At 63.2% G+C, this 24,112-nt stretch carries 22 protein-coding genes; 16 read left to right on the top strand and 6 right to left on the bottom strand.

Annotated elements, in window-relative coordinates; translation table 11 throughout:
• Positions 1–15: 15 nt before the first annotated feature.
• A complete protein-coding gene (locus HWE04_RS01390; RefSeq protein WP_006461800.1) occupies positions 16–564 on the bottom strand; it encodes an outer membrane protein assembly factor BamE in 549 nt (182 codons plus the stop codon).
• Positions 565–774: 210 nt separating this feature from the next.
• On the opposite strand from HWE04_RS01390, the gene fur reads away from it, so the two are divergent.
• Entirely contained in the window at positions 775–1,200 is a 426-nt protein-coding gene (fur, locus tag HWE04_RS01395) for a ferric iron uptake transcriptional regulator (protein WP_006461799.1), read from the top strand.
• Between the two features lie 119 nt (positions 1,201–1,319).
• On the opposite strand, the gene hrcA is transcribed toward fur, so the two are convergent.
• Together hrcA and HWE04_RS01405 are read right to left on the bottom strand one after the other, a co-directional pair.
• Positions 1,320–2,348 (bottom strand): heat-inducible transcriptional repressor HrcA, encoded by a 1,029-nt coding sequence (hrcA, locus tag HWE04_RS01400; protein WP_234295443.1) that lies wholly within the window; start codon positions 2,346–2,348, stop codon positions 1,320–1,322.
• A 78-nt stretch (positions 2,349–2,426) separates the two neighbouring features.
• Positions 2,427–3,143: an HAD family hydrolase gene (locus HWE04_RS01405; protein WP_241811274.1), complete on the bottom strand. Its 717-nt coding sequence runs from the start codon at positions 3,141–3,143 to the stop codon at positions 2,427–2,429.
• Positions 3,144–3,179: 36 nt separating this feature from the next.
• On the opposite strand from HWE04_RS01405, the gene HWE04_RS01410 reads away from it, so the two are divergent.
• From HWE04_RS01410 to dnaJ, 6 genes are all read left to right on the top strand, one after another.
• Positions 3,180–4,097, top strand: a complete 918-nt coding sequence (locus HWE04_RS01410; RefSeq protein ID WP_006461796.1) for an NAD kinase — start codon at positions 3,180–3,182, stop codon at positions 4,095–4,097.
• A gap of 68 nt (positions 4,098–4,165) precedes the next feature.
• A complete protein-coding gene (gene recN, locus HWE04_RS01415) occupies positions 4,166–5,812 on the top strand; it encodes a DNA repair protein RecN (RefSeq protein ID WP_241811275.1) in 1,647 nt (548 codons plus the stop codon).
• Between the two features lie 53 nt (positions 5,813–5,865).
• Positions 5,866–6,975 (top strand): ferrochelatase, encoded by a 1,110-nt coding sequence (gene hemH / locus HWE04_RS01420; protein WP_241811276.1) that lies wholly within the window; start codon positions 5,866–5,868, stop codon positions 6,973–6,975.
• A gap of 618 nt (positions 6,976–7,593) precedes the next feature.
• Positions 7,594–8,157, top strand: a complete 564-nt coding sequence (grpE, locus tag HWE04_RS01425; RefSeq protein WP_077237435.1) for a nucleotide exchange factor GrpE — start codon at positions 7,594–7,596, stop codon at positions 8,155–8,157.
• Positions 8,158–8,312: 155 nt separating this feature from the next.
• The gene (gene dnaK, locus HWE04_RS01430; protein WP_241811277.1) at positions 8,313–10,262 is read left to right on the top strand and encodes a molecular chaperone DnaK; all 1,950 of its coding nucleotides are present in this window, start codon (positions 8,313–8,315) and stop codon (positions 10,260–10,262) included.
• 264 nt (positions 10,263–10,526) lie between these two features.
• Entirely contained in the window at positions 10,527–11,657 is a 1,131-nt protein-coding gene (gene dnaJ / locus HWE04_RS01435; RefSeq protein ID WP_006461791.1) for a molecular chaperone DnaJ, read from the top strand.
• 109 nt (positions 11,658–11,766) lie between these two features.
• Here the strand turns inward: dnaJ and panB are convergent, their stop codons facing one another.
• Together panB and HWE04_RS01445 are read right to left on the bottom strand one after the other, a co-directional pair.
• The gene (gene panB / locus HWE04_RS01440) at positions 11,767–12,594 is read right to left on the bottom strand and encodes a 3-methyl-2-oxobutanoate hydroxymethyltransferase (RefSeq protein WP_234295448.1); all 828 of its coding nucleotides are present in this window, start codon (positions 12,592–12,594) and stop codon (positions 11,767–11,769) included.
• Between the two features lie 7 nt (positions 12,595–12,601).
• Entirely contained in the window at positions 12,602–13,243 is a 642-nt protein-coding gene (locus HWE04_RS01445) for a deoxynucleoside kinase (RefSeq protein ID WP_006461789.1), read from the bottom strand.
• Positions 13,244–13,647: 404 nt separating this feature from the next.
• Here HWE04_RS01445 and HWE04_RS01450 point away from each other — a divergent pair, with 404 nt between their 5' ends.
• The 9 genes from HWE04_RS01450 (at position 13,648) to HWE04_RS01490 (ending at position 23,599) form a co-directional block, all read left to right on the top strand.
• Positions 13,648–14,814, top strand: a complete 1,167-nt coding sequence (locus HWE04_RS01450) for a chemotaxis protein (protein WP_274620000.1) — start codon at positions 13,648–13,650, stop codon at positions 14,812–14,814.
• Positions 14,815–14,823: 9 nt separating this feature from the next.
• The gene (locus tag HWE04_RS01455; protein WP_006461787.1) at positions 14,824–15,192 is read left to right on the top strand and encodes a response regulator; all 369 of its coding nucleotides are present in this window, start codon (positions 14,824–14,826) and stop codon (positions 15,190–15,192) included.
• A 75-nt stretch (positions 15,193–15,267) separates the two neighbouring features.
• A complete protein-coding gene (locus HWE04_RS01460) occupies positions 15,268–15,603 on the top strand; it encodes an STAS domain-containing protein (RefSeq protein WP_077237431.1) in 336 nt (111 codons plus the stop codon).
• A complete protein-coding gene (locus HWE04_RS01465; protein WP_241811279.1) occupies positions 15,600–17,801 on the top strand; it encodes a chemotaxis protein CheA in 2,202 nt (733 codons plus the stop codon). Before HWE04_RS01460 ends, HWE04_RS01465 begins: the two co-directional genes overlap by 4 nt.
• Positions 17,802–17,827: 26 nt before the next feature.
• A complete protein-coding gene (locus HWE04_RS01470; protein ID WP_077237429.1) occupies positions 17,828–19,615 on the top strand; it encodes a methyl-accepting chemotaxis protein in 1,788 nt (595 codons plus the stop codon).
• Between the two features lie 103 nt (positions 19,616–19,718).
• Complete coding sequence (locus tag HWE04_RS01475) at positions 19,719–20,294, top strand: chemotaxis protein CheW (RefSeq protein ID WP_077237428.1); 576 nt, start codon at positions 19,719–19,721, stop codon at positions 20,292–20,294.
• Between the two features lie 5 nt (positions 20,295–20,299).
• Positions 20,300–21,181, top strand: coding sequence for a CheR family methyltransferase (locus tag HWE04_RS01480; protein ID WP_241811280.1), 882 nt, complete (start codon positions 20,300–20,302; stop codon positions 21,179–21,181).
• Positions 21,178–22,359 (top strand): protein-glutamate methylesterase/protein-glutamine glutaminase, encoded by a 1,182-nt coding sequence (locus HWE04_RS01485; protein ID WP_241811281.1) that lies wholly within the window; start codon positions 21,178–21,180, stop codon positions 22,357–22,359. Before HWE04_RS01480 ends, HWE04_RS01485 begins: the two co-directional genes overlap by 4 nt.
• Positions 22,337–23,599: an EAL domain-containing response regulator gene (locus HWE04_RS01490; RefSeq protein ID WP_241811282.1), complete on the top strand. Its 1,263-nt coding sequence runs from the start codon at positions 22,337–22,339 to the stop codon at positions 23,597–23,599. The genes HWE04_RS01485 and HWE04_RS01490 overlap by 23 nt, the downstream gene beginning before the upstream one ends.
• Before the next feature lie 27 nt (positions 23,600–23,626).
• Here HWE04_RS01490 and folK read toward each other — a convergent pair whose 3' ends face one another.
• The gene (gene folK, locus HWE04_RS01495) at positions 23,627–24,112 is read right to left on the bottom strand and encodes a 2-amino-4-hydroxy-6-hydroxymethyldihydropteridine diphosphokinase (protein ID WP_241811283.1); all 486 of its coding nucleotides are present in this window, start codon (positions 24,110–24,112) and stop codon (positions 23,627–23,629) included.

The raw sequence follows: 24,112 nt of genomic DNA on the forward strand, positions 1-24,112 counted from the left end.
GGAGACGGGTATTGCTTACTTGCCAGTGGCCGAGGAGGGCGCCACGGGAGAGGCCGGCTTGACTTCGCTGTCGGCCTTGTCCTTGTCGGCGCCGAAACTGGCCTTGGCGCCGACCTTGGAGTCGGTGATCAGGGTCAGGTATTCGCTCTCGGTGGGCAGGTTCTCGCCGCCTTCGACGTGATCCAGCAGGTCATCCTTGAAGAAGACCGAGACCCGGCTGGTCATGATTTCGCCATTGCCCTTGGCCAGGCGGAAATCGTAATCCCAGCGATTGGCGTGGAACATGTCGGTCAGCAGCGGGGTGCCCAGCACGAAGCGCACCTGGTCGCGGGTCAGGCCGGGGCGCAGCTGGGCCACCATTTCCTTGGAGACGAAATTGCCTTGCTGGATGTCGATGCGGTAGGGCTTGAGGAAGCCGAACAGGCTGTTGCTCTTGCCGGTTACCTTCACGCCCGAGGTGTCGGTCGGGGCCGCCTGCTCGGGCGACTTGGTCGAGGAACAGCCCGCCAGCAGGGCCAGGACCGCGACGACGCCGATTGCGGCGGTTTGATGACGGGACTTCATTCGGGAAAGCATGCGCATAAAGTTTTCAACCGGGTTGAGCCATGAGCCTAAAGCGCTATATGATAAGCTAGAACTTACTTCTTAAATAGGCATGAGTGCGTTCCGGACGCAAAAGGCTGCCCCACCAGCCCGGCCGGAGCGGTCCCCAGGCCCTCCCAGCGGACCAGCGCGCCTGTTTGAGACCAGTAAAAACCGGGAACCCACTCTACCATGCCGAACAATCCATCCGAACTGAAGGCCAGCGGCCTGAAGGCCACCCTGCCACGCCTGAAGATCCTGGAAATCTTCCAGAACACCTCCGTGCGCCACCTGAGCGCCGAAGACGTCTACAAACAGTTGCTCTCCGACAATCTTGACGTGGGCCTGGCCACCGTCTACCGCGTGCTGACGCAGTTCGAGCAGGCAGGCCTGCTCCAACGCAACCACTTCGAGACCGGCAAGGCGGTCTTCGAATTGAACGAAGGTTCGCACCACGACCACTTGGTCTGCCTGGACTGCGGCAAGGTCGAGGAATTCTTCGATGCCGAGATCGAGAAGCGCCAGATCAAGATCGCCCAGGAACACGGTTTCGAAATCGCCGACCATGCCTTGGCGTTGTACGGACATTGCAAGAACTGCAAGAAGCTGAAGAAATAAACCAGGGGCCTTGCTTGCGGATATTTACGCAGGCAATCCTTTGCAAAGACAATGAAAAAGCCACGTGATGTCCCACGTGGCTTTTTCGTTGGCTCCGTCGGCGGAAGCCGTATCCGTCTTCAGTGCTGGCTTAGCGCGCTGGAGAGCAGCTTGGCGGTGATGTCGACGATGGGGATGACCCGTTCGTAGGCCATGCGGGTGGGGCCGATCACGCCCAGGGTACCGACGATGCGCCCGTTGACTTCGTAGGGGGCGGTGACGATGCTCATGTCGTCCATCGGTACCAGTTGCGATTCGCCGCCGATGAAGATCTGCACGCCCGTGGCCTTGCTGGACACATCCAGCAACTGCAGCAGGCCGGTCTTCTGCTCGAACATGTCGAACAGGCGGCGCAGGGAATTCATGTTGGAGGACAGGTCGCTCACCGACAGCAGGTTACGCTCGCCGGAGATGACCACGTTGTTGTCGGCTTCCTCGCTCATGGCGTCGCTGCCGGCTTCCACGGCGGCCTGCATGAGCACGGTCATGTCGTCGCGCAACTGGCGCAGCTCGCCCTGCAGGCGCAGCCGCACCTGGTCGAAGGACTGGCCGGCGTAATGCTGGTTGATGTAGTTGGCGGCCTGGGTCAGCTGGCTGGGGGTGTAATCAACCTCGGTGAGCAGCATGCGGTTCTGCACATCGCCACCCTGGTCCACGATCACCAGCAGGATGCGCTTTTCCGACAGCCGCAGGAATTCGATCTGCTGGAACGCCGATTCGCGCTTGGGCGTCATCACCACCCCGGCGAACTGCGACAGCGACGACAGCACCTGGGCGGCGTTGGTGATGATCTTCTGGGGCGAGGTATTGTGCTGCAGGCGAGCCTGCAAGCGGCCTTCCAGGGCGCTTTCGTCGATCGCCTCGACTGTCAGGAGGGTATCGACGAACATGCGGTAGCCGCGCGGGGTCGGCACCCGTCCGGCCGAGGTGTGCGGGCTGGCGACGAAGCCCATCTCTTCCAGGTCGGCCATGATGTTGCGGATGGTCGCTGGTGACAGTTCCAGGCCGGACAGTTTCGACAGGGCGCGCGAGCCCACCGGCTGGCCGTCGGCGATGTACCGTTCGACCAGTGCCTTCAGGAGTGTGCGGGCGCGGTTATCGAGTTGCATGGTGCATATTCTAGCGGCTTATGATGCAAAGAGTGACAGCTACGTGACGGCGGATGTGAATTGGCGCCAGCCGGCACTTCAGGCCTGAGCCGCCAGCCAGTCGTGCAGCTCGTGCAGATCGCGACAGATGGCATCGGGGCAGATGCCATCGGGCAGCGTTCGCGCAAAGCGGTTCATCCACACCGCGCGCAGGCCGGCCTGTTGCGCACCCTGCACATCCAGCAGGGGATCGTCGCCGACATAGACCGTAGCGCCCGGCGCCACCTGTAGCGCTTCGCAGGCGGCGTGGAAGATCGCCGGATCGGGCTTGGCGCGACCGAAGCGGTGGGCTGCGATGGAGACGCCGAAGTGCCCGGCCAGGCCGATGCGTTCGAGGTCGGCGAAGCCATTGGAGACCGAGCCCAGCGTCAGTTTGTCTTTCAGGCGCAGCAGTGCCGGTTCCACATCGTCGAACAGCGCGACCGTGCTGCGCGCTTCGGAGAACAGGGCCATGGCGGGATCGACCAGGGCCAGGTCCACGTCATGTTCGCGGAAGACATCGGTCAAGGCGGTGTGGCGCAGCTTCCAGAGGTCGATGCGGTAGATCGGATCGGTCTGCATCAGGGCCATGCGGCGTTCGCGCAGGCTGGCCACGGTATGGGCGGCAGCCACGGCAGGTGCGTGCTGGCGCAGCCAGTCGTAGAGCAGGCCTTCGGCGCGCACCAGCACTGGTTCGATGGCCCAGAGGGTGTCGTCGAGGTCGAACAGGACCGCTTCGATGGGCGGGGGAGGCAGGGTGGAAGCGCTTGGTTTCATTACAATGTCATCTCAAATTATGGTCTAATCCGCAGCATGTGGCCCATCAAATTACCCGTTCAGGCAGCCGTACCCAAAACCGTCGCCATCGTCGGCAAGTACCAGGCCGTCGGCATCGCGCAGATCTTGTCGGACATCGCCGTGTTCCTGGAGTCGCACGGCCACACCGTGGTCTTCGAGACCGAAACCGCCGAGAACATCGCCCTGCAAGGCTATGACAGCATGACTCCCGAGCAGATCGGTCATCACGCGGACGTGGCCATCGTGGTCGGCGGCGACGGTACCATGCTGGGCATCGCGCGCCAGCTGGCACCGTACAACGTACCGCTGATCGGCATCAACCAGGGACGCCTGGGCTTCATCACCGACATCGCGCAAGACCGCATGATACCGGCTCTGGCCGAAATGCTGGACGGCAATGTCGAAGCCGAGTCGCGTTCGCTGCTGGAAGCGCGGGTCTATCGCGAGGGCGGCGAGATCTTCCGCGCCCTGGCCCTGAACGATGTGGTGGTGGCGCGGGGTTCCACCTCCGGCATGGTCGAGCTGCGGGTCGAGGTCGATGGCCGCTTCATGTACAACCAGCGCTCCGACGGCCTGATCGTGGCCACCCCGACCGGCTCCACCGCCTATGCGCTCTCGGCCGGCGGACCCATCCTGCACCCCAGCCTGCATGGCATCGTGATGGTGCCGATCTCCCCGCATTCGCTGTCCAATCGTCCGATCACGCTGTCGGATTCCTGCGAGATCGTGATCCAGGTGGTTTCCGGGCGCGAGGTCAGCGCCAACTTCGACATGCAGTCGCTCACCAGCGTGCTGCATGGCGACCGTATCGTGATCCGCCGTTCGGCACACAAGATCACCTTCCTGCATCCCCAGGGCTGGAGCTATTTCGACACCCTGCGCGAGAAGCTGCACTGGAATGAATACCCCTCGATAGAAGGCCGATTACAATAAGCGCGGCCGGCGCATGCCGGCTTGCGCCATTCTTCAGGCCTGTCCGTCCAACCCGCTGCGAGACCACCATGCTGCGTACCTTAACGATCCGCGACTTCGTGATTGTCGATGCCATCGAGCTCGAATTTGCGCGCGGATTTTCCGTCTTCACCGGCGAAACCGGCGCCGGCAAATCCATCCTGATCGATGCCCTGGCGCTGGCCCTGGGCGGTCGCGGCGATCCCAGCGTGGTGCGCGAGGGCGCGGCCAAGGCCGATGTCAGCGCCGATTTCACCGCTACGCCCGAGGTCCAGGCCTGGCTGGAAGAGCATGAGTTCGCCGACGAACATGGCGGCGTGCTGCTGCGTCGGGTGATCGACAATGCCGGTCGCAGCAAGGCCTACATCAATGGCAGCGCGGCCACCGCCGGGCAATTGCGTGAGGTCGGCGAAATGCTGGTCGATATCCACGGCCAGCATGCGCACCAGTCGCTGATGAAGGCCGATGCGCAGCGCCAGTTGCTGGATAGCCAGGCCGGCCTGCTCGACCAGGCAGGTGAAGTCGCCGCCGCCTATCGCACCTGGCGCGCCCTGGCGCGCCAACGCGAGCAGTTCGAGCAGGATGCCCGCAATGTGCTGCTGGAGCGCGAGCGCCTGGAATGGCAGGTGGCGGAGCTGCAGAAACTGTCCGTCAAGCCCGGTGAGTGGACCGAGATCAGCACCGAACATAGCCGCCTCTCGCATGCGGCAGCGCTGATCGGCGGTGCGCAGGAAGCGCTGGGCGTGATCTCCGAATCGGAGTCGCCGATCCTCTCGCAACTGTCCTCGATCACGCAGAAGCTGGGCAAGCTGGTGGATGTCGATACCGCCCTCAAGCCCGTGCTTGACGCCCTGGAGCCGGCCCAGATCCAGCTGCAGGAAGCCGTGTATGCGCTCAATGATTACCTGGGGCGGGTGGAGCTCGATCCGGCGCGTCTGCAGGAAGTGGAAGAGCGCCTGGAAGCGATTCATTCCAGCGCCCGCAAATTCCATGTGCAGCCCGATGAACTGCCCGAGGAATATCGCAAGCTCTCCGAACAATTGAAGCAGCTGGCCGACGCCAGCGATCTCGACGCCCTGCGCGCCCAGGAAGACAAGCTGCAGGCCGCCTACCTGTCTCAGGCGCAGAAATTGTCCAAGGCCCGGGCCAAGGCGGCAACTGCACTGGGTGAGGCCGTCACAGCGGCCATGCAGGACCTGTCGATGGCCGGCGGTCGTTTCGAGATCGCGCTCAACGTCGGCGAGCCCGCTGCGTATGGCCTGGAACAGGTGGAGTTCCTGGTCGCCGGTCATGCCGGGGTGGCACCGCGTGCGCTGGCGAAGGTGGCTTCGGGCGGTGAGCTGGCGCGTATTTCGCTGGCCATCTCGGTGATCGCTTCGGCGGCCACGACCGTGCCGACCCTGATCTTCGACGAAGTCGACAGCGGCATCGGCGGCGCCGTGGCCGAAGTGGTGGGACGCTTGCTCAAGCGCCTGGGACAGGAACGCCAGGTACTGTGCGTGACCCACCTGCCGCAGGTCGCCAGCCAGGCCAACCAGCATTACCAGGTCAAGAAACGCAGCGAGGGTGGCAAGACCCTGTCCGACATCGACGGTCTGGATGCCAAGGCCCGTGTCGAGGAAATCGCCCGCATGCTGGGTGGCCTGGAAATCACCGCCACCACGCGCAAGCACGCACGCGAACTGCTGGCCTCCTGATCCCAGATCCCTGATCGTCCACGATCACAACAAGAACATCCAATCAAGCGACCATGGCCTTCCGCAAAGAACCTCCCTACACCCACGGCAGTCCGGCTTCCACTGCGGTGGTGCTGGTCAACCTGGGCACGCCCGACGCTCCCGATGCCTCCTCACTGCGCCGCTACCTCAGGCAGTTCCTGTCAGACCCGCGCGTGGTGGAAATCCCGCGGGCGGTCTGGTGGTTCATCCTCAATGGCATCATCCTGCCGTTCCGTTCTTCGAAATCGGCCGCCAAGTACGCCAGCATCTGGACCGAGGAGGGCTCGCCGCTGCGCGTGCATACGCAGCGCCAGGCGGCCGCACTGGGCGTGCAGCTGGCTGCGCGCGGCCATCATCAATTGCAGGTGACGTATGCGATGCGCTACGGCACGCCTTCGCTGCCGCAGGTGCTGGACCAGCTGAAGGAACAGGGCTGCACCCGCATCCTGGTACTGCCGGCCTATCCGCAATATTCCGGCACCACGACGGCCTCCATCTTCGATGCCGTGTTCGAGCACTACCGCCAGGTGCGCAACATCCCCGAGCTGCGCCTGATCCGCAATTATCATGACCAGGACGGCTACATCCAGGCCCTGCGCCAGTCGGTGCTGGATCATTGGGAGCTCAATGGGCGCCCCGACAAGCTGGTCATGAGTTTCCACGGTGTTCCCAAGCGCACGCTGCTGCTGGGCGATCCCTATCATTGCGAGTGCTACAAGACGGCGCGCCTGCTGGCGCAGTCGCTGGGTTTGTCCGAAGGAGAATATCTGGTCACCTTCCAGTCGCGCTTTGGCAAGGCGGAATGGCTACAACCCTATACCGCCCCGACCCTGCAGGAACTGGGGCGCCAGGGCGTGCGCCGGGTCGATGTGATGTGCCCCGGTTTCACCAGTGACTGCCTGGAAACGCTGGAAGAAATCGCCATGGAGGTCAAGCATGACTTCCTGCAGGCTGGTGGCAAGGAGTTTCACTTTATTCCATGTCTGAATGAAGCCCCAGCCTGGATCGGCGGCATGGTGGAGATCGTCGAGCAGCACCTGGCCGGCTGGCCCACCATGAGCAACGGGGCGGCCCGCGACGAGGCCGCCCGGCAAGCGCTCATTTCCGCCGAACGCGCCAAGGCCCTGGGTGCCACCCAGTAATGCATTGTCATGGGGCAACAACAAGTTGCCCGGAATCGACGGAATGCCGCGTGCAGCCTGCTAGAATACGGACGGGATGCATCGTTGTTGTTTATTGTGCAACTCTTTGCCGCGCGATGGCTTGCTCTATAGAAGAACAAAGCAGCCGTTCCGCAGGTCGCCACGGCTTGCCAGCGGTTGCGACGGCAGAAGCAGGATGTCAGCCCAGAGGCAGTCTCAGAGCGTGAATTCGCCGACCAGATGGGTATAGCTGATCCAGGCGGTGGCCAAGAGGCTGTAGGCGGCGATGAGGATGGTGGCCGCTATCAGTGGCGGTTTCATGATGTCACCTTGTTGATACGATAAGTCCGAGGGCAGCCCGCTATTGGGCTAAATTCATATTAGGCCGGCATCGAGTGAACGTGAAGGCCGGCCTGGTAAACACTGTCCAAAGCGCTGTCCAACGTTCGGGATTTCACGCGGTAACGGCAGAATCAGGCAAAAAACCACTCAAAAAAGGCTAAATAGCCCTTGAAAATGCAGGGATATGCCTTACTTGAGCCGCATCTTGCGCCGGCGATACTGCACGCAATTTGCCGGATGCACGTCACCAATCGATTCGTTGGAGGTAATTCAGGAATGCAAGACATGGAAAAACAGGAAGCCCAAACCGCCCAGCAAGATCCCCAGTCGCAGGATGCCGCCGCTGCCGCCAATGCCACCGAGCAGGCTGCTCCGGCCGAGCCCACCCTGGAAGACAAGCTGGCCGCCGCAGAAGCCCGTGCTGCCGAGATGCAGGACGCCTTCCTGCGCGCCCGTGCCGAAGGCGAGAACATCCGCCGCCGCGCTCAGGAAGACATCGCCAAGGCCCACAAGTTCGCCATCGAAGGTTTTGCCGAATCCCTGCTGGCCGTCAAGGACAGCCTGGAAATGGCCCTGAAGATCGAAAACGCCTCGCTGGAATCCCTGAAGGAAGGCGTGGACATGACCTTGAAGCAACTGACCTCGGCCTTCGACAAGAACAAGCTGCAGGAAGTCAGCCCGCAAACCGGCGACAAGCTGGACCCGATGAAGCACCAGGCCGTCTCGGCCGTGCCGGCCGAGCAGGAAGCCAACACCGTCGTGGCCGTGCTGCAAAAAGGCTATATGATTTCCGACCGTCTGTTGCGCCCCGCGCTGGTGACGGTGGCCCAGGGAAAGTAAGCGGACCGGCGTCGAAGGGGGAACAGCGCCAAAGGCATCATTTTTGCTTGTTCCGGTGGTTTCGACGCTTGAAAGTCCATCTTTTCTCCACATATTAAAAACATCCAAAACTACTGTAGCCCGGCATCCAGGGCTGAAAGATCGAAGGAAAAATCATGGGAAAAATCATTGGCATTGACCTGGGCACCACCAACTCTTGCGTTTCCGTCATGGAAGGCAATCAGCCCAAGGTGATCGAAAACTCGGAAGGCGCGCGCACCACGCCCTCCATCATTGCTTACCAGGAAGACGGCGAAATCCTCGTCGGCGCACCGGCTAAGCGTCAGGCGGTGACCAACCCGCGCAACACCATCTACGCCTCCAAGCGTCTGATCGGTCGCAAGTTCACCGAGAAGGAAGTGCAGAAGGACATCAACCTGATGCCCTACGAGATCGTGGCTGCCGACAACGGCGACGCCTGGATCGGCGTGCGCGACAAGAAGCTGGCACCGCCGCAGATCTCCGCAGAAGTCCTGCGCAAGATGAAGAAGACCGCCGAAGACTACCTGGGCGAAGAAGTGACCGAAGCCGTCATCACGGTGCCGGCCTACTTCAACGACGCCCAGCGCCAGGCCACCAAGGATGCCGGTCGCATCGCCGGTCTGGATGTCAAGCGCATCATCAACGAGCCGACCGCGGCTGCGCTGGCCTTTGGTCTGGACAAGGCAGAGAAGGGCGACCGCAAGATCGCCGTGTATGACCTCGGCGGCGGCACCTTCGACGTGTCCATCATCGAAATCGCCGACGTCGATGGCGAAAAGCAGTTCGAAGTGCTCTCCACCAACGGTGACACCTTCCTGGGTGGCGAAGACTTCGACCAGCGCCTGATCGACTACATCATCGAGGAATTCAAGAAGATTAACGGTCTGGACCTGTCCAAGGACGCCATCGCCCTGCAGCGCATCAAGGCTTCGGCCGAACGCGCCAAGATCGAGCTGTCGTCCTCTCAGCAGACCGAGATCAACGAGCCCTACATCGCCATGGCCAATGGCGCGCCGGTCCACCTGAATCTGAAGATCACCCGCGCCAAGTTGGAATCCCTGGTCGAGGAACTGATCGCCAAGACCATCGAACCCTGCCGCACCGCCATCAAGGATGCCGGCGTGAAGGTCTCCGACATCGACGACGTGATCCTGGTCGGCGGCATGACCCGCATGCCCAAGGTCATCGAGAAGGTCAAGGAATTCTTCGGCAAGGACCCGCGCCGTGACGTCAACCCCGACGAAGCCGTCGCCGTGGGCGCCGCGATCCAGGGTTCGGTCCTCTCGGGTGACCGCAAGGACGTGCTGCTGCTGGACGTGACCCCGCTGTCGCTGGGTATCGAAACCATGGGCGGCGTCATGACCAAGATGATCAAGAAGAACACCACCATCCCGACCAAGTTCAGCCAGGTGTTCTCCACTGCCGACGACAACCAGCCGGCCGTGACCATCAAGGTCTATCAGGGCGAGCGTGAAATGGCCGTGGGCAACAAGGCCCTGGGTGAATTCAACCTGGAAGGCATCCCGCCGGCACCGCGCGGCACCCCGCAGATCGAAGTGACCTTCGACATCGACGCCAACGGCATCCTGCACGTGGGCGCCAAGGACAAGGCCACCGGCAAGGAAAACAAGATCACCATCAAGGCCAACTCTGGCCTGAATGAGGAAGAGATCGAAAAGATGGTGCGCGACGCCGAGGCCAACGCCGAGGAAGACAAGCGCCTGAAGGAACTGGCCGAGACCCGCAACCAGGGCGACGCGCTGGTGCACTCGACCAAGAAGGCCCTGGGCGAGTACGGCGACAAGCTCGAAGGCGGCGAGAAGGAAGTCATCGAAGCGGCCATCAAGGAGCTGGAAGTAGCCCTGAAGGGTGACGACAAGGCCTCCATCGATGCCAAGACCGCGGCCCTGTCGACCGCTGCGCAAAAGCTGGGCGAGAAGATGTACGCCGACCAGCAGGCGCAAGCCGCTGCCGCCGGTGGCGCAGCCGGTGCCGCAGGCGCCCAGGCGGGTGCGGCCGGTGCCGGTGGTGCAGCCGCGAAGGACGACAACGTGGTCGACGCCGACTTCAAGGAAGTGAAGTAATCCGGGACTGACGCGTCGTTTCACCTGACGTCAGCGCTCGCGCCCGGGTGCGGTTTTTCCGCAGCCCGGGCGGATTTTTAGGAAATCAGCTCCAGCAGCATCCACCCGGCCGGGTTGTCTGATCGGCCAGGCCGGTACGCCGAGTCCGCAGTCAAAAGCTGAACTCGGCTTTTTCACATTGTTGGTTCCCGGTCGCGCAAGGGCGGCCGCAGTGCAGGCCTTCGCAGCAGCGACGGAACACAATAACAAGGTGGGTTATACAACATGGCAAAACGCGATTTTTACGAAGTGCTCGGACTGGCGAAGAACGCCAGCGACGACGAAATCAAGAAGGCTTATCGCAAGCTGGCGATGAAGTACCATCCTGACCGCAACCCCGACAGCAAGGGCGCGGAAGACAAGTTCAAGGAGGTCAAGGAAGCCTACGAGATGCTGTCGGACCCGCAGAAGCGCGAGGCCTACGACCGCTACGGACACGCCGGTGTCGATCCCAACATGGGAGCCGGCGGCGGTGCCGGCGCGGGCGGCTTTGCAGACGCCTTCGGCGATATCTTCGGCGACATCTTCGGTGGCGGCGGCGGACGTGGCGGGCGCAATTCGGGCCCGCAGGTCTATCGTGGCGCCGACCTGCGCTACAACCTGGAAATCACCCTGGAACAGGCGGCCCACGGTTTCGATACCACCATCCGCGTGCCCTCCTGGGACCAGTGCGACACCTGCCACGGCAGCGGCGCCAAGCCCGGCACCTCGCCGGTCACCTGCACCACCTGCGGCGGTCATGGCCAGGTGCGCATGCAGCAGGGCTTCTTCAGCATCCAGCAGACCTGCCCCAAGTGCCACGGCAGCGGCAAGATCATTCCTGAACCTTGCCCCACCTGCGCCGGTGCCGGTCGCATCAAGCGCAACAAGACGCTGGAGGTGAAGATTCCCGAAGGCATCGACGACGGCATGCGCATCCGCTCCTCCGGCAACGGCGAGCCGGGTGTCAACGGCGGTCCTCCGGGCGACCTGTATGTGGAAATCCACATCAAGCCGCATGACGTGTTCCAGCGCGATGGCGACGACCTGCATTGCGAAATGCCGATCTCCTTTGCCAAGGCAGCGCTGGGCGGCGAGATCGAAGCCCCGACCTTGAACGGCAAGGCATCCTTCTCCATCCCCGAAGGAACCCAAAGCGGCAAGACCTTCCGTCTGCGCGGCAAGGGCATCAAGGGTGTGCGCTCCGGTTATGCAGGTGACCTGTTCTGCCATGTCGTGGTGGAAACGCCGGTCAAGCTGACCGAACGCCAGAAGGAACTGCTGCGCGAGTTCGAGCAGCTGACCACCGAAGGCGGCGCCAAGCACAGCCCGCAGACCAAGACCTGGAAGGACAAGGTCAAGGAATTCTTCGAGTAAGACCGGAGCTCCTTTGCACAACCGCAGCAAAGCAAAACGGCCAGCAGATCGCTGGCCGTTTTGCTGTCCGCCTGCGTCATGCTGCAGGCGGTTGATGCTTCACGCAGTCTCAGAAGCAATGCTCCGGTGCCGGGAAGCTGCCGTCCTTGACCGCAGCCACGTAGGCGCGCACGGCCTGCTCGATGCTGCCGGCGCCGTCCATGAAGTTGCGCACGAAGCGGCTCTTGTGCCCCGGGAAGACGCCCAGCATGTCATGCATCACCAGCACCTGGCCGGAGCAATCCGGGCCGGCACCGATGCCGATGGTGGGAATGGCCAGGCGGTCGGTCACTTCCTTGCCCAGCGTGGCTGGTACCGCCTCGATCACCACCAGCGACGCCCCCGCTTGCTGCACGGCCAGTGCATCGGCGTGCAATTGCGTAGCGCCATCGCTGGTCTTGCCTTGCACCTTGAAGCCGCCCAGCTGGTGTACCGACTGCGGCGTCAGGCCGATATGGGCGCAGACCGGGATGCCGCGCTCGGTCAGGAATTTGATCGTATCCGCCAGCCATACACCGCCTTCCAGCTTGACCATCTGCGCCCCCGCCTGCATCAGCAGGGCGGCATTGCGGAAGGCTTCTTCACGGGTCGGATAGGTGCCGAAGGGCAGGTCGGCGATGATCAGCATGGTGTGGCTGCCGCGCGCCACGGCAGCGGTGTGGTAGGCCACGTCCTGGATGCTCACCGGCAGCGTCGAATCGTGACCCTGGCAGACCATGCCGAGAGAGTCTCCGATCAATACCGTCTCCAGCCCGGCACGCTCCATCAGCGTCGCAAAGCTGGCGTCGTAACAGGTCAGCATGCTGATCTTGTCGCCCTTGGCGCGCATGGCCTGCAGGGTGTGGGTCGTCACCGGCTTGGCGCGTGCCGCGCCGGATTCCTGAAGATAGCCTGCCATTGGAAATTCAACCTCCTTGATTGAGAAAGGCGCGCTTGCCGCGCATCTCTTCGATGTGCTGCAGCAGCGTGCGCAGATCGGCGTCGTTGTGCGCCGGATCCAGGTGTTCGGTATTGACGGTCAATACCGGCGCCCCTTCGTAATGATAGAAAAACTGACTGTAGCACTCGGAAAGCCGTTGCAGGTAATCCAGCGAAATACCTTCTTCGATGGCCACGCCGCGCTCGGCAATGCGCGCCTGCAATATCTCGGGCGCGGCCTGCAGATGGATCACCAGGTCCGGCAGCCGCGCCTGCGGGCGCAACTGCAGGTACAAGGTTTCATAGAGCGCCAGTTCTTCGCCGGCCAGGGTCAGCCCGGCGAAAAGCATGTCCTTTTCCAGCATGAAATCGGCGACGAAGCGCCCCTCCAGCAGCGCCGGATCGAGCGGCGCCTGCAACTGTCGGATCCGCTGCAACAGGAAGAACACCTGGGTCTGGAAGGCATGCTGGCCGGCATTGCGGTAGAAGTCGGCCAGGAAGGGATTCTCCTCCGGCTGTTCCAGCACCACCTGGGCGTCCCACAAGCTGGCCAGGCGTTTGGCCAGGGAAGTCTTGCCGGCGCCGATCGGCCCGTCGATTGCAATGTAGCGGTAACTTTCCAGTTCCATGCGTCCTCTTTCCCCCGGCACGCCGGGTGCGGCATTGTAGTTGATTTCCCCCGACGGGCGGCACCCGCGGAAGCTTGGTTTTGTTGTAACTATTGCAATAATCCCCGTTCGCCCATCCACTGCGTCGATAACTCAAACGGAAATTGGCCTTTATTCGACGAAAGGCGACACTCGGGCAACCAGCACAATAGACTGTGGGTTGGTGCGCGCAGGATAGACCAACCCGGTGGGAGATTAGTGCCGGGTTCGCTGCAGGGCGGCATGCCGAGCAGGCGGTGTGCCGGTCTGTTGTCTGTTGCCCCAAGATCGGCCAATACCTGCCGTAAACGCTGTCAAGAGCATGGTGCGCCCGTGGCGCCACGCGCATTGACCCAAGCTGAGAACAACAAATCGGGATCGTGGCTTTGAAATCGCTTCGCAATATCTTGCCAGTGCTGTGCCTGGTCAATTTGCTGCTGTTCATGATGCTGGCCCAGCACTGGTGGCTGGGTTTGCTGGTCGGCCTCCTGATCGGCGGTGCGTTCTATCTGACTTGCCTGCCGGCACCCGCCGCCGCAGACGTCTCGCGGACCGCCGTTGCCGGGGCAGCCGAGGCGCGCGAGCCAACGGGCGTCCACGCGCCGGGCGCAGCCTTGGGTGAGCCAATCCTGGTGCCTGCAATGGAACCCGTACTGGAGCCGGAATTGGCGTCCACCTCCCGCGCCACTCAGGCCCACCCGCTGGCCGACCTGCTGCGCGAAGTGCTGCCGGTGTGGCAAGGCAATGTCCAGCTGGCACGTGCACAGACCCAGTCGGCCATCGATAGCCTCACGGCCCGTTTCGTCGGCATCCACGAGCGTCTCGGTGGCACGCTGGACCCTGCCAGCCGTGCTGCCAACGGCGACATCCTGCAGACCATCCAGGATGCTGCAGAGCAACTGGGCATCATCGCCTCGGCGCTGGAAGGCATGCAGGCCGCCCGTCAGGTGCTGGCGACCCGCTTCGACGCGCTCATGGCCGCCAATGACGACATCCGCCGCCTGGCCCAGCAAAATGAACAACTGGCCGGCCAGACCGGTGTGACCGATCTCCTCAGCGATGCCCAGAGCTGGCAGGAGCTGGCCGAGCGTTCGGCCGAGAACAGTCGGCAGATCGCCGCCCGCGCCAAGGGTGCCCGCCAGCAGATCCTGGCTGCCATCGGCAGCACCGGCGAGATGGCAGCCGGCGCCAGCGAGATCGTGGAAAACTCGCGGGCCGTGATCGACCAGATCATCGCCGACTTCCGCCAGTCCGCCATGAAGCTGACCACCACCGTGGAGGAGCTGGAAGACGAAGGCCGCGAAGTCGATCGCGAAGTCTGCGACATCCTGGTCCACCTGCAATTCCAGGACCGCATCAGCCAGATCCTGGACCACGTACAACAGGACATCGCCCGTCTGCGCGGTGCCGCCGAACCTGGCCAGGACGCGCTGCCTTCCCCCCAGCAATGGCTGGCCGATCTCGAAAAGACCTATACCACGCAGGAACAGCGTCAGATACACGCCGGCCAGCAGGGCCATCCCGCAGCGCCGTCCCAAGTGGATTTCTTCTGAGGAACCGAGATGGAAAAGAGCATTTTGATCGTCGACGATTCCTTCAGCCTGCGGCAGACCATCTCGGCCGCCTTGAGGAGTGCCGGCTACCACGTGGAAGAGGCCGCTGACGGGCGCGAAGCCCTGAAGAAACTGGACGGCCGCAAGTTCAACCTGGTCATCTCCGACCTCAACATGCCCAACCTCGACGGACTGTCCTTCGTGCGCGAGATGAAGCAGATGCCCGCCTACAAGTTCACCCCCGTCATCATGCTGACCACCGAGAGCAGCGAAGCGCGCAAGCAGGAAGGCAAGGCCGCCGGTATCCGTGCCTGGGTGCACAAGCCCTTCCAGCCACCGGTGCTGCTCGATGCGGTGGCCAAGCTGGTACAACCCTGAACGCCGAACCGCCGAACCGCCGAGCGATAGCCCAGACCGACAGCAAGCGACCGATAGAAAGCCGAGACCCGCCACATGCCACTGACGTACTCCGTGCAAGAGGACAGCCTGCTGCTCACCGTGAGCGGCGGACTGACCATTTTCCAGGCAGCCGAGCGCAAGCCCGAGCTGCTGCACGCATTGACGCTGGTGCAGCCGCGCGTGGTGCTGGACCTGGCCGGAGTGGACGAGATCGACACCGCGGGCATCCAGTTGCTGTTGCTGCTGCGGCGCGAACTAGCCGAGCAGGACCGCCAGCTGGAGATTGGCGCCTATAGCCCGGCCGTGGTGGCGGCGCTGGACCTGCTGCAGCTGCATGAGCGATTCGGTCCTGCCGAGGTCCTGCTCCCACCAGCAGGGGAGCACGCATGAAAAAGGATTCTGCCCGCGATGCCGTGGTACAGGAAGCCCGCGAACTGCTGGTGGCGATGGAAGCCGCATTGCTGCAGATCGAGATGGAAGGTCCGACCCGCGAGTGCATCAACGCCATCTTCCGCGCCGCCCATACCATCAAGGGATCGGCCGGGCTGTTCGCCTTCGACAGCATCGTCCAGTTCACGCACCAGGTGGAGCACTTGCTGGACCTGGTGCGCCAGGATCGTCTGCCTCTGAATGGCCACCTGATGTCCTTGTTGCTGCAGTGTGGCGATTACATCGGTGAACTGGTCGATGCCATCGAACGCGGCCAGGAAGCCGAGGAACCCAATGCCGAGCGGCGCACGGCGCTGCTGGCCGAGCTGGCCCTGGTGGCGCTGACTGCAAGCACGGGCGACGCGGCCGAGGCAGCCGGCGCCGGCCAGCCTGCCGCAGCAGGCGACGCGGTGGCGGGCCAGCGGGAGGGCCTGGGTGCGATTGATGAACTCACTGCCCAGGCTCCGGCCGACTATCCCTACTGGCACCTGTCGCTGCAGTTCAACGAGAACGTGCTGCGTGATGGCCTCGACCCCCTGTCCTTCCTGCATTATCTGCGCTCGCTCGGCCGTATCGTCGCCATCCTGCCGGTGGAAAGCGGCATCCCCGATGCCGCCAGCATGGATGCCGAAAGCTGCTACCTGGGCGTGGAAATCTGTTTTGCCTCGGGCTCTTCCCGCCAGACGCTGGAGGATGTCTTCGAGTTCGTGCGTGACGACAGTCGCATCGATATCCTGTCGCCACATAGCGTGCTGGCTGACTACGCCACCGTGCTGCAACGCCTGGCGCGTGAGGATGCGGCGCGTCTGGTCGGTCTCTGGCGCCACCACGGACTGTTCAATGAAACGCAATGGCGTTGCCTGGGCGCGGCCACGGTCGACGAGGCCGCCGTGTCGGTAATCCCGGTGGCCGCACCCGATGCGCGCCAGCGGCCGCGCCTGCTGGACGAACGTCGTGCGCAGGAGCAGAAGTTCATCAAGATCGAAGTCTCCAAGCTCGATCAGCTGATCGACCTGGTGGGCGAGCTGGTGATTGCCGGTGCCAGTGCCCGCCTGATTGCGCGCCGTCGCAAGGACAGCCAGTTCGAGGAAGCGACCCAGGCCATCGACGGCCTGATGGAACAGATCCGCGATGCTGCCCTGACCTTGCGCATGGTGCAGATCAATGAAGTGTTCCAGCGCTTCCCGCGCATCGTGCGCGACATTGCGCGCGACCTCGACAAGGACATCGACCTCATCATGACCGGCTCCGATACCGAGCTGGACAAATCCATGGTCGAGCGCCTGGCCGATCCGCTGATGCACATCGTGCGCAATGCCATCGACCACGGTATTGAACCGGCCAACGAGCGCCTCGCCGCCGGCAAACCACCCAAGGCCACCCTGCGCCTGAATGCCACCCACGAATCGGGCAGCGTGTTGATCGAAGTCATGGATGACGGACGCGGCATGGACCGCGACCGCATCCTGGAAAAGGCCGTGGCACAGGGCTTGACCAGCGGCGAAGAAGACCTCAGCGATGCCGACATCTATCGCTTCGTCTTCGAGCCCGGTTTTTCCACGGCCCGGCAGGTGACCGAATTGTCGGGACGCGGGGTCGGCATGGATGTGGTCAAGCGTAATATCGAGGCCTTGCATGGCGAGGTCTCCATCGATACCGAGGGCGGGCGCGGCACCGTGGTGCGTATCCGCCTGCCGCTGACGCTGGCCATCATCTCCGGATTCCAGGTGGTGGTGGGCAATGCAGTCTTCGTGATCCCGCTGGACATGGTGGTGGAATGCATCGACATGCCGCCGCACCAGAGCGGCAGCCACATCGTGGCGGTACGCGACGAACCCTTGCCCTTTGTCCCGCTGCGCGAGCTGTTCGACCTGCCTGAGCGCCAGCAGGGCCGTGCGCGCAAGAGCCTGGTGATTGTGCAATACGGCCAGCTGCGCGCAGGTTTGCTGGTCGATGGTTTGCTCGGCGAATGCCAGGCGGTGATCAAGCCGCTGGGCAGGCTGTTCGGCAAGGTCAAGGGACTGTCGGGATCGACCATCCTCGGTGACGGCCGGGTGGCGCTGATCCTGGACATCCCGCACCTGGTCCACCATACCCAGCAGCAGGAACAAGGCAATACGGCGGTCTACGCCGAACGCGGCGTGACGTCCGCGCAATGACGAGTGCAGCACAAGGGGACGCGAGCATGCAAGAATCGATGACCAACAGAATGAGCATCAAGCAGATCTTCATCTGGCTGGCAGTGGTGCTGTCCATCCTGGTGGCGGTGGTGATCAGTCTCACCGATACCCTCAGGCAGGCTAACACGGCCCTGGAGCATGCCCACCAGTCGCGCTATTCGTCGGCTGCGCTGGCCAATGAGCTGCGCCGGACCACCGAGGACATGACCAAGTTCGCGCGTGCCTATGTGACCACGGGTGATCCCAACGACGAAGATCGTTACTACATGATCCTCGATATCCGTAACGGCAAGCGTCCGCGTCCTGCCAACTATGACCGCTTCAACTGGGACCTGGTGAGCGCCCGCAAGCTTCCGCTGGAAGCGGGTGCCCAGGCGGTGCCGCTGTCCGAGCTGATGAAGCGCTCCGGCTTCACCGAACAGGAATTGGCTAAGATGCAGGAAGCGCTGAAACTGGCCGACCAGCTTTCGCGCATCGAGATCACCGCCTTCCACGCCGTCAAGGGCGAGTTCGACGATGGCGAAGGCAAGTACAGCGTGGTGGGCGCGCCCAACCAGGCCATGGCGCAGGAGCTGGTGTTCGACCAGACCTATCGCACCCTGTTCGGCAAGGTGATGAGTCCGGTCAACGATTTCCTGCGCCTGGTCGATGAGCGGACCCAGGCCCGGGTGGTCAAGGCCGGTACCGACTACGCGGAACTGGAACAGAAGATCTTCTGGCTGCTCACCGCCTCGGTAGTGGTGCTGTTCGCCTGCCTGGGGTTTGCCTATCGCACCATCCGTTCCCAGATCGGGGGCGAACCGCGTGATGCCATGAGCGTGCTGCGCCGGGTGGCCGAGGGTGACCTCACCGTGACCGTGCCGCTGCGCAAGCGCGACAAGGTGAGTGTGCTCTACAGCACGCAACAGATGGTCACCAAGTGGACTGACGTCATCGGCGATGTCAGTGGCACGGCCAGCGCATTGGCCTCGGCATCGGAGCAGATTTCATCGTCTTCCCAGGCGCTGTCGCACAATGCTTCGCAACAGGCTGCCAACGTCGAGGAAACCAGTGCCTCGGTGGAAGAGATCACCGCCACCATCGCCCAGAACGCCGACAACGCCCGCACCACCGATGGCATCGCCAGCCTCTCGGCCAATGCCGCTACCGAAGGTGGCGAAGCGGTGCGCGAGACGGTGGCTGCGATGAAGCAGATCGCCAGCAAGATCGGCATCATCGACGACATCGCCTACCAGACCAACCTGCTGGCGTTGAATGCGGCCATCGAAGCGGCACGTGCCGGCGAGCATGGCAAGGGCTTTGCCGTGGTCGCCGCCGAAGTGCGCAAGCTGGCCGAGCGTTCGCAGACCGCCGCCCAGGAAATCATTGCCGTGGCCGAGAACAGCGTGGGCTTGGCCGAAAAGGCCGGCGGCCTGCTCAACCAGATGGTGCCATCGATCCGCAAGACTGCCGACCTGGTGCAGGAGATCGCTGCGGCCTCGGCCGAGCAATCCACCGGTCTGGAACAGATCAACAACGCCGTGCACCAGATGGCGCAAACCACCCAGATGACGGCCTCGGCCTCGGAAGAACTGTCGGCCACCTCGGAAGAGATGAGTGCCCAGGCCATCCATCTGCAGGACCTGATGCGCTTCTTCCGCGTGGGCGAGATGCAGAAGATGCCACCGCGTGGCGACAAGCCCGGCGAACCCCGCACCCCTGGTGTGAAGCACGAGCGGGTGCGCCGGCTGTCCATGCTGGATGTGGACGAGAACGAGCCCGGCGTGGACGAGTCCGCCTTCAAGCGTTTCTGAGGTCGCAAGCCATGAGCAAGATTGCATCCACCCTCACGTCAGCGCCCATACGGCGCGCAGTAGACCGATCCGGCCCCCGCCGGCACAGCCAGGAGAGCAGGCCATGCCCAGCGTATCGTTGAACGGCGAATCGGCCCGCAAGCGGCAACAGGAAGAAGTCATCGAGACCCGCCAGTTCCTGACCTTCCTGGTCGGTGCGGAATGCTTTGCCATGCCCATCGTCAACATCCGCGAGATCATCGAATTCGGTGGTCTGACCGAAGTGCCGTTGATGCCCGAATTCCTGCGCGGGGTGATCAACCTGCGCGGCTCGGTGGTGCCGGTGATCGACCTGTCGGTGCGTTTCGGTCGCCCGCCCACCGTCGAAGCCAAGCGCACCTGCATCATCATCATGGAACTGGTGCAGGACGAGCAGATGCTGCTGCTGGGCGTGATGGTCGACGCGGTCAGCGCAGTGCTGAGCATCGGCGTGGACCACATCGAACCACGGCCCTCCTTTGGCGCCGGCATCCGGGCCGATTTCATCGAAGGCATGATCAACGTCAGCGAGCGTTTCGTGGTGGTGCTGGACGTGCAGCGCGTGTTGTCGGTCGATGAGCTGGCCAGCCTGCTGGGCATGAGCGCCGACGACGCCCTGGGCGGCGTGCCGGTGCTGTCGGTCCAGGCCACGCGGGAGTAGCGGCCATGGCCAGCATCGGCGGTTCCGGCGGCATCACCCACCCCCACCTGGGCGGCAGCACAGGCCTGGGTCTGCAACTGGACGACGAGGTCAGCGATCACGACATGCAGCTGTTCCAGCAGTTGTTCAAGAAGCATATCGGCCTGCACCTGCCGCTATCGAAGAAGGCCCTGCTGCAAAGCCGCCTGAGCAACCGCGTGCACGAGCTGGGCCTGCGCGAGCTGGGCCAGTACTATGCCCTCATCAGCAGTGAGCAGGGTGGCCAGGAGCGGCAGCGCGCCATCGACCTCATCACCACCAACGAGACCTACTTCTTCCGCGAGCAGGGTCATTTCGATTTCCTGGCCGACGAACTGTTGCCGCTGTGGAGCGAACGCAAGACCCTGCGCATCTGGAGCGCCGCCAGTTCCACCGGGGAAGAGGCCTATACCCTGGCCATGCTGCTGGACCATCACCGTCCCCCGGCATCGTGGTCGGTATTCGGCTCCGACATCAGCACGCGGGTGCTGCGTTTCGCCCGTCGCGCCCTGTATCCGATGGCCCGCGGCCAGAACATTCCGCGCCCTTACCTGCGCCGCTATTGCCTGCTCGGCACCGGGGAATACGAGGGCCAGTTCCTGGTGCAGGCCGACCTGCGCACCAAGGTCGAGTTTGCCCAGCGCAACCTGACCGCACTGCATGCCCATGACGATGGCATGTATGACCTGATCTTCCTGCGCAACGTGATCATCTATTTCGATTGCGAGACCAAGCTCAAGGTATTGCGCGACGTGATTGCGCGCTTGCGCCCAGGCGGTTATCTGGTGGTCGGGCATTCGGAATCCCTGCACGGCATGGAGCTGGACCTGCTGATGCATTCACCCTCCATCTACCGCAGGCCGCAATGAATGCGCCGCCGGCAATCCGGGTCATGGTCATCGATGACTCTTCGGTGGTACGGCAGTTGATGCAACAACTGCTGGCGCAGACTGCCGACATCCGTGTGATCGGCACGGCGCCCGATCCGGTGTTTGCCTTGCGCAAGATGCATCAGGAGTGGCCGGACGTGATCCTGCTGGATATCGAAATGCCGCGCATGGATGGCATCACCTTCCTGCGCCAGATCATGGCCACCCGACCCACGCCGGTCATCATGTGCAGCGCGCGGGCCGGCGACAGCAGCCACGTCGCGGCCGAAGCACTGGCGGCCGGCGCGGTGAGCGTCATTGCCAGGCCGCAACTGGGTGTGCGCGAGTTCCTGCAGGAGGCCGTGGTCGAACTGGCCAGCGCCATCCGCACCGCGATGCAGGCCGGACCCGGTAGCCGCAATGGCGGCGTAGCCACCCCGGCGCCGACACGGTCCGTGCCGCAGCTGTCCAGGCTGCGCCCGGTCAAAGCAGCATCGCGCGAAATACTGCATGATGCGGGTTGGACCTCGGGCTTGCAGCGCTACACCGCCGATGCCGTACTGAACCCGCCAGGGCCGGAAGACGGCTACCGTCCACCGACGGCGCGCATCGTCGCCATCGGTGCTTCCACCGGCGGACCGCAGGCGTTGGAGAGGGTGCTGGGCCGACTGGACCAGCGTTGTCCCGGCATCGTGGTGGTGCAGCACATGCCGCAGCGTTTCACGCGCAGCTTCGCCGAGCGGTTGCATCGTCTCTCGGGAGCCGAGGTCAAGGAAGCCGAGCATCTCGACGTGATCCTGCCCGGACGCGTATTGATCGCGCCGGGCGGCAAGCATCTGGTCGTGCGGCGCGATGGCCTGCAGTACTATGTGGAAACATTGGAAGGGCCGCTGGTGAGCCGGCACAAGCCATCGGTGGACGTGCTGTTCCGCTCGCTGGCGAAGGCCGCCGGCAGCAATGCAGTAGGCATCATCATGACAGGCATGGGGGACGACGGAGCGCGGGGAATGCGGGAGATGGCCGATTGCGGCGCCGCGACCTACGCTCAGGACGAGGCCAGCAGTGTGGTCTTCGGCATGCCGAAAGAAGCGATACACATGGGGGGCGTCGGTGATGTCCTCCCGCTCGACAATATCTCTGCCGTGATCGAAAAATATGCCTCTAGAGAATCTCAATGAGCTGATCGAATCCGCGCTGGTCGTCGACGACAGCGCCCTGCAGCGCGGCCATAGCGTGTCGCTGCTGCAGGAGCTGGGCGTCGATCTGATCTACGAGGCCGGTAACGGCAACGAAGCGCTGGATCTGCTGGCGCTGCTCAAGCTGCCTCCCGGGCTGGTGGTGATCGATCTGGAAATGCCGGGCATGGATGGCATAGAACTGATCCAGCAATTGCAGCAGAAGGGCATCGATATTCCGCTGATCGTGGCCTCCAGTCGCGAGACTTCCTTGCTGCTGTCGGTGGAAACCATGATCCATGCGCTGGGCATGAACCTGATCGGCGTCCTGCAGAAACCACTCAATCTCGGCCAGTTGCGCGCCGCGCTGCAAGGCTTCCGGCGTCATGGCGGCGATGCGCATGCGCATGACGATCCCTTGCCCTCGATGTGCGAAACCGACCTGGGCGTGGCACTCGAGGGTGGGCAGGTGCTGCCTTACTTCCAGCCCAAGGTGGATGTGCAGACGGGCATCCTCAAGGGCGTCGAGGCACTGGCGCGCTGGATTCATCCGGAACGCGGCATGGTGCCACCGGACCGTTTCATTCCCCTGGCCGAGCAGTGCGGCCTGATCCACGACCTGACCATCAGCATGATGGACCAGGCCATGGCGCAGGCGGCGGTGTGGCATAGCCGGGGGCTGGCGATCAAGGTGGCGGTGAACCTGTCGCCGCTGTCGCTGGAGCAACCCGACTTCCTGCACCGCATCCTGGAACTGGTGGACAAGCATGCCTTGCCGGCCGAGAACGTAGTGCTGGAAATCACCGAAAGCTCGGTGGTCGCGCACAAGGGAAATTCCCTGGGCATGCTGGCGCGTTTGCGGCTCAAGGGCTTCGGCCTGTCGATTGACGATTACGGCACCGGCTTCTCATCGATGCAGCAACTGGCCCGCATCCCTTTCACGGAACTGAAGATCGACCGTTCCTTCGTGCATGGTGCGCATGAACGCAAGAACTTGCGCGTGATCCTGCAATCCGCGCTGGACATGGCGCAGCGCCTGGAACTGGTGACCGTCGCCGAAGGTGTGGAGACCATGGAAGACTGGCGCCTGCTGCAGGATTTCGGTTGCAGCCTGGGGCAGGGCTACCTGATCGGCAAGCCCATGCCGGCCAATGAGTTGTCGCTGTGGCTGAAGGGACATCACCGCCGCCTGCACGAGTTGCGACCGCTGGGACGCGGGGCGGCTACGGGTGGGGTCGCGTAGGCGACGGACAAGGCCGCAGGGGAGGGGTCACAGCCTGCTGACCGGCTGATCCGTGATGGCATCCAGAAACGGGCGGGCCGGTCCCAGTCCGGGAATTTCCACCTTTTCATCGATTTCCAGCATCGGCGCCAGGACGAAGGCGCGCTGTGCCATACGCGGATGGGGAACGGTCAGTTCCGCGCTGGCGATGCTGGCATTTCCATACATCAGTACATCCAGATCGAGCGTGCGCGGCGCGTTGCGATAGGGCCGCTCGCGCCCGTGCTGCAGTTCGATCGCCTGCAAGGCGTGCAGCAGCTCCAGTGCGGGCAGGGTCGTGCTGACCAGCACCACGGCATTGACATAGTCGTCGCCGCTGGAGTCGATGGGGGCGGTGCGATACAGCGAGGAGCTGTGCATTAGGCGTGACTGCGGCAATCCTGTGAGCCGCGCGATGGCCTGCTCGACCGTGGCCCGGGCGTCGCCCAGATTGCCGCCAATGCCGATCCAGGCCAGGGTCTCGGGCCGGTTCAT

Source organism: Herbaspirillum sp. C7C2, from assembly GCF_022627865.1.
Taxonomy (GTDB): Bacteria; Pseudomonadota; Gammaproteobacteria; order Burkholderiales; family Burkholderiaceae_D; genus Herbaspirillum; species Herbaspirillum frisingense.

Coding starts and splice junctions, on each gene's coding strand:
- HWE04_RS01390 (WP_006461800.1), bottom strand. CDS start 564: ATGAAGTCCCGTCATCAAACCGCCGCAATCGGCGTCGTCGCGGTCCTG.
- fur (WP_006461799.1), top strand. CDS start 775: ATGCCGAACAATCCATCCGAACTGAAGGCCAGCGGCCTGAAGGCCACC.
- hrcA (WP_234295443.1), bottom strand. CDS start 2,348: ATGCAACTCGATAACCGCGCCCGCACACTCCTGAAGGCACTGGTCGAA.
- HWE04_RS01405 (WP_241811274.1), bottom strand. CDS start 3,143: ATGAAACCAAGCGCTTCCACCCTGCCTCCCCCGCCCATCGAAGCGGTC.
- HWE04_RS01410 (WP_006461796.1), top strand. CDS start 3,180: ATGTGGCCCATCAAATTACCCGTTCAGGCAGCCGTACCCAAAACCGTC.
- recN (WP_241811275.1), top strand. CDS start 4,166: ATGCTGCGTACCTTAACGATCCGCGACTTCGTGATTGTCGATGCCATC.
- hemH (WP_241811276.1), top strand. CDS start 5,866: ATGGCCTTCCGCAAAGAACCTCCCTACACCCACGGCAGTCCGGCTTCC.
- grpE (WP_077237435.1), top strand. CDS start 7,594: ATGCAAGACATGGAAAAACAGGAAGCCCAAACCGCCCAGCAAGATCCC.
- dnaK (WP_241811277.1), top strand. CDS start 8,313: ATGGGAAAAATCATTGGCATTGACCTGGGCACCACCAACTCTTGCGTT.
- dnaJ (WP_006461791.1), top strand. CDS start 10,527: ATGGCAAAACGCGATTTTTACGAAGTGCTCGGACTGGCGAAGAACGCC.
- panB (WP_234295448.1), bottom strand. CDS start 12,594: ATGGCAGGCTATCTTCAGGAATCCGGCGCGGCACGCGCCAAGCCGGTG.
- HWE04_RS01445 (WP_006461789.1), bottom strand. CDS start 13,243: ATGGAACTGGAAAGTTACCGCTACATTGCAATCGACGGGCCGATCGGC.
- HWE04_RS01455 (WP_006461787.1), top strand. CDS start 14,824: ATGGAAAAGAGCATTTTGATCGTCGACGATTCCTTCAGCCTGCGGCAG.
- HWE04_RS01460 (WP_077237431.1), top strand. CDS start 15,268: ATGCCACTGACGTACTCCGTGCAAGAGGACAGCCTGCTGCTCACCGTG.
- HWE04_RS01465 (WP_241811279.1), top strand. CDS start 15,600: ATGAAAAAGGATTCTGCCCGCGATGCCGTGGTACAGGAAGCCCGCGAA.
- HWE04_RS01470 (WP_077237429.1), top strand. CDS start 17,828: ATGCAAGAATCGATGACCAACAGAATGAGCATCAAGCAGATCTTCATC.
- HWE04_RS01475 (WP_077237428.1), top strand. CDS start 19,719: ATGCCCAGCGTATCGTTGAACGGCGAATCGGCCCGCAAGCGGCAACAG.
- HWE04_RS01480 (WP_241811280.1), top strand. CDS start 20,300: ATGGCCAGCATCGGCGGTTCCGGCGGCATCACCCACCCCCACCTGGGC.
- HWE04_RS01485 (WP_241811281.1), top strand. CDS start 21,178: ATGAATGCGCCGCCGGCAATCCGGGTCATGGTCATCGATGACTCTTCG.
- HWE04_RS01490 (WP_241811282.1), top strand. CDS start 22,337: ATGCCTCTAGAGAATCTCAATGAGCTGATCGAATCCGCGCTGGTCGTC.
- folK (WP_241811283.1), bottom strand. CDS start 24,112: ATGAACCGGCCCGAGACCCTGGCCTGGATCGGCATTGGCGGCAATCTG.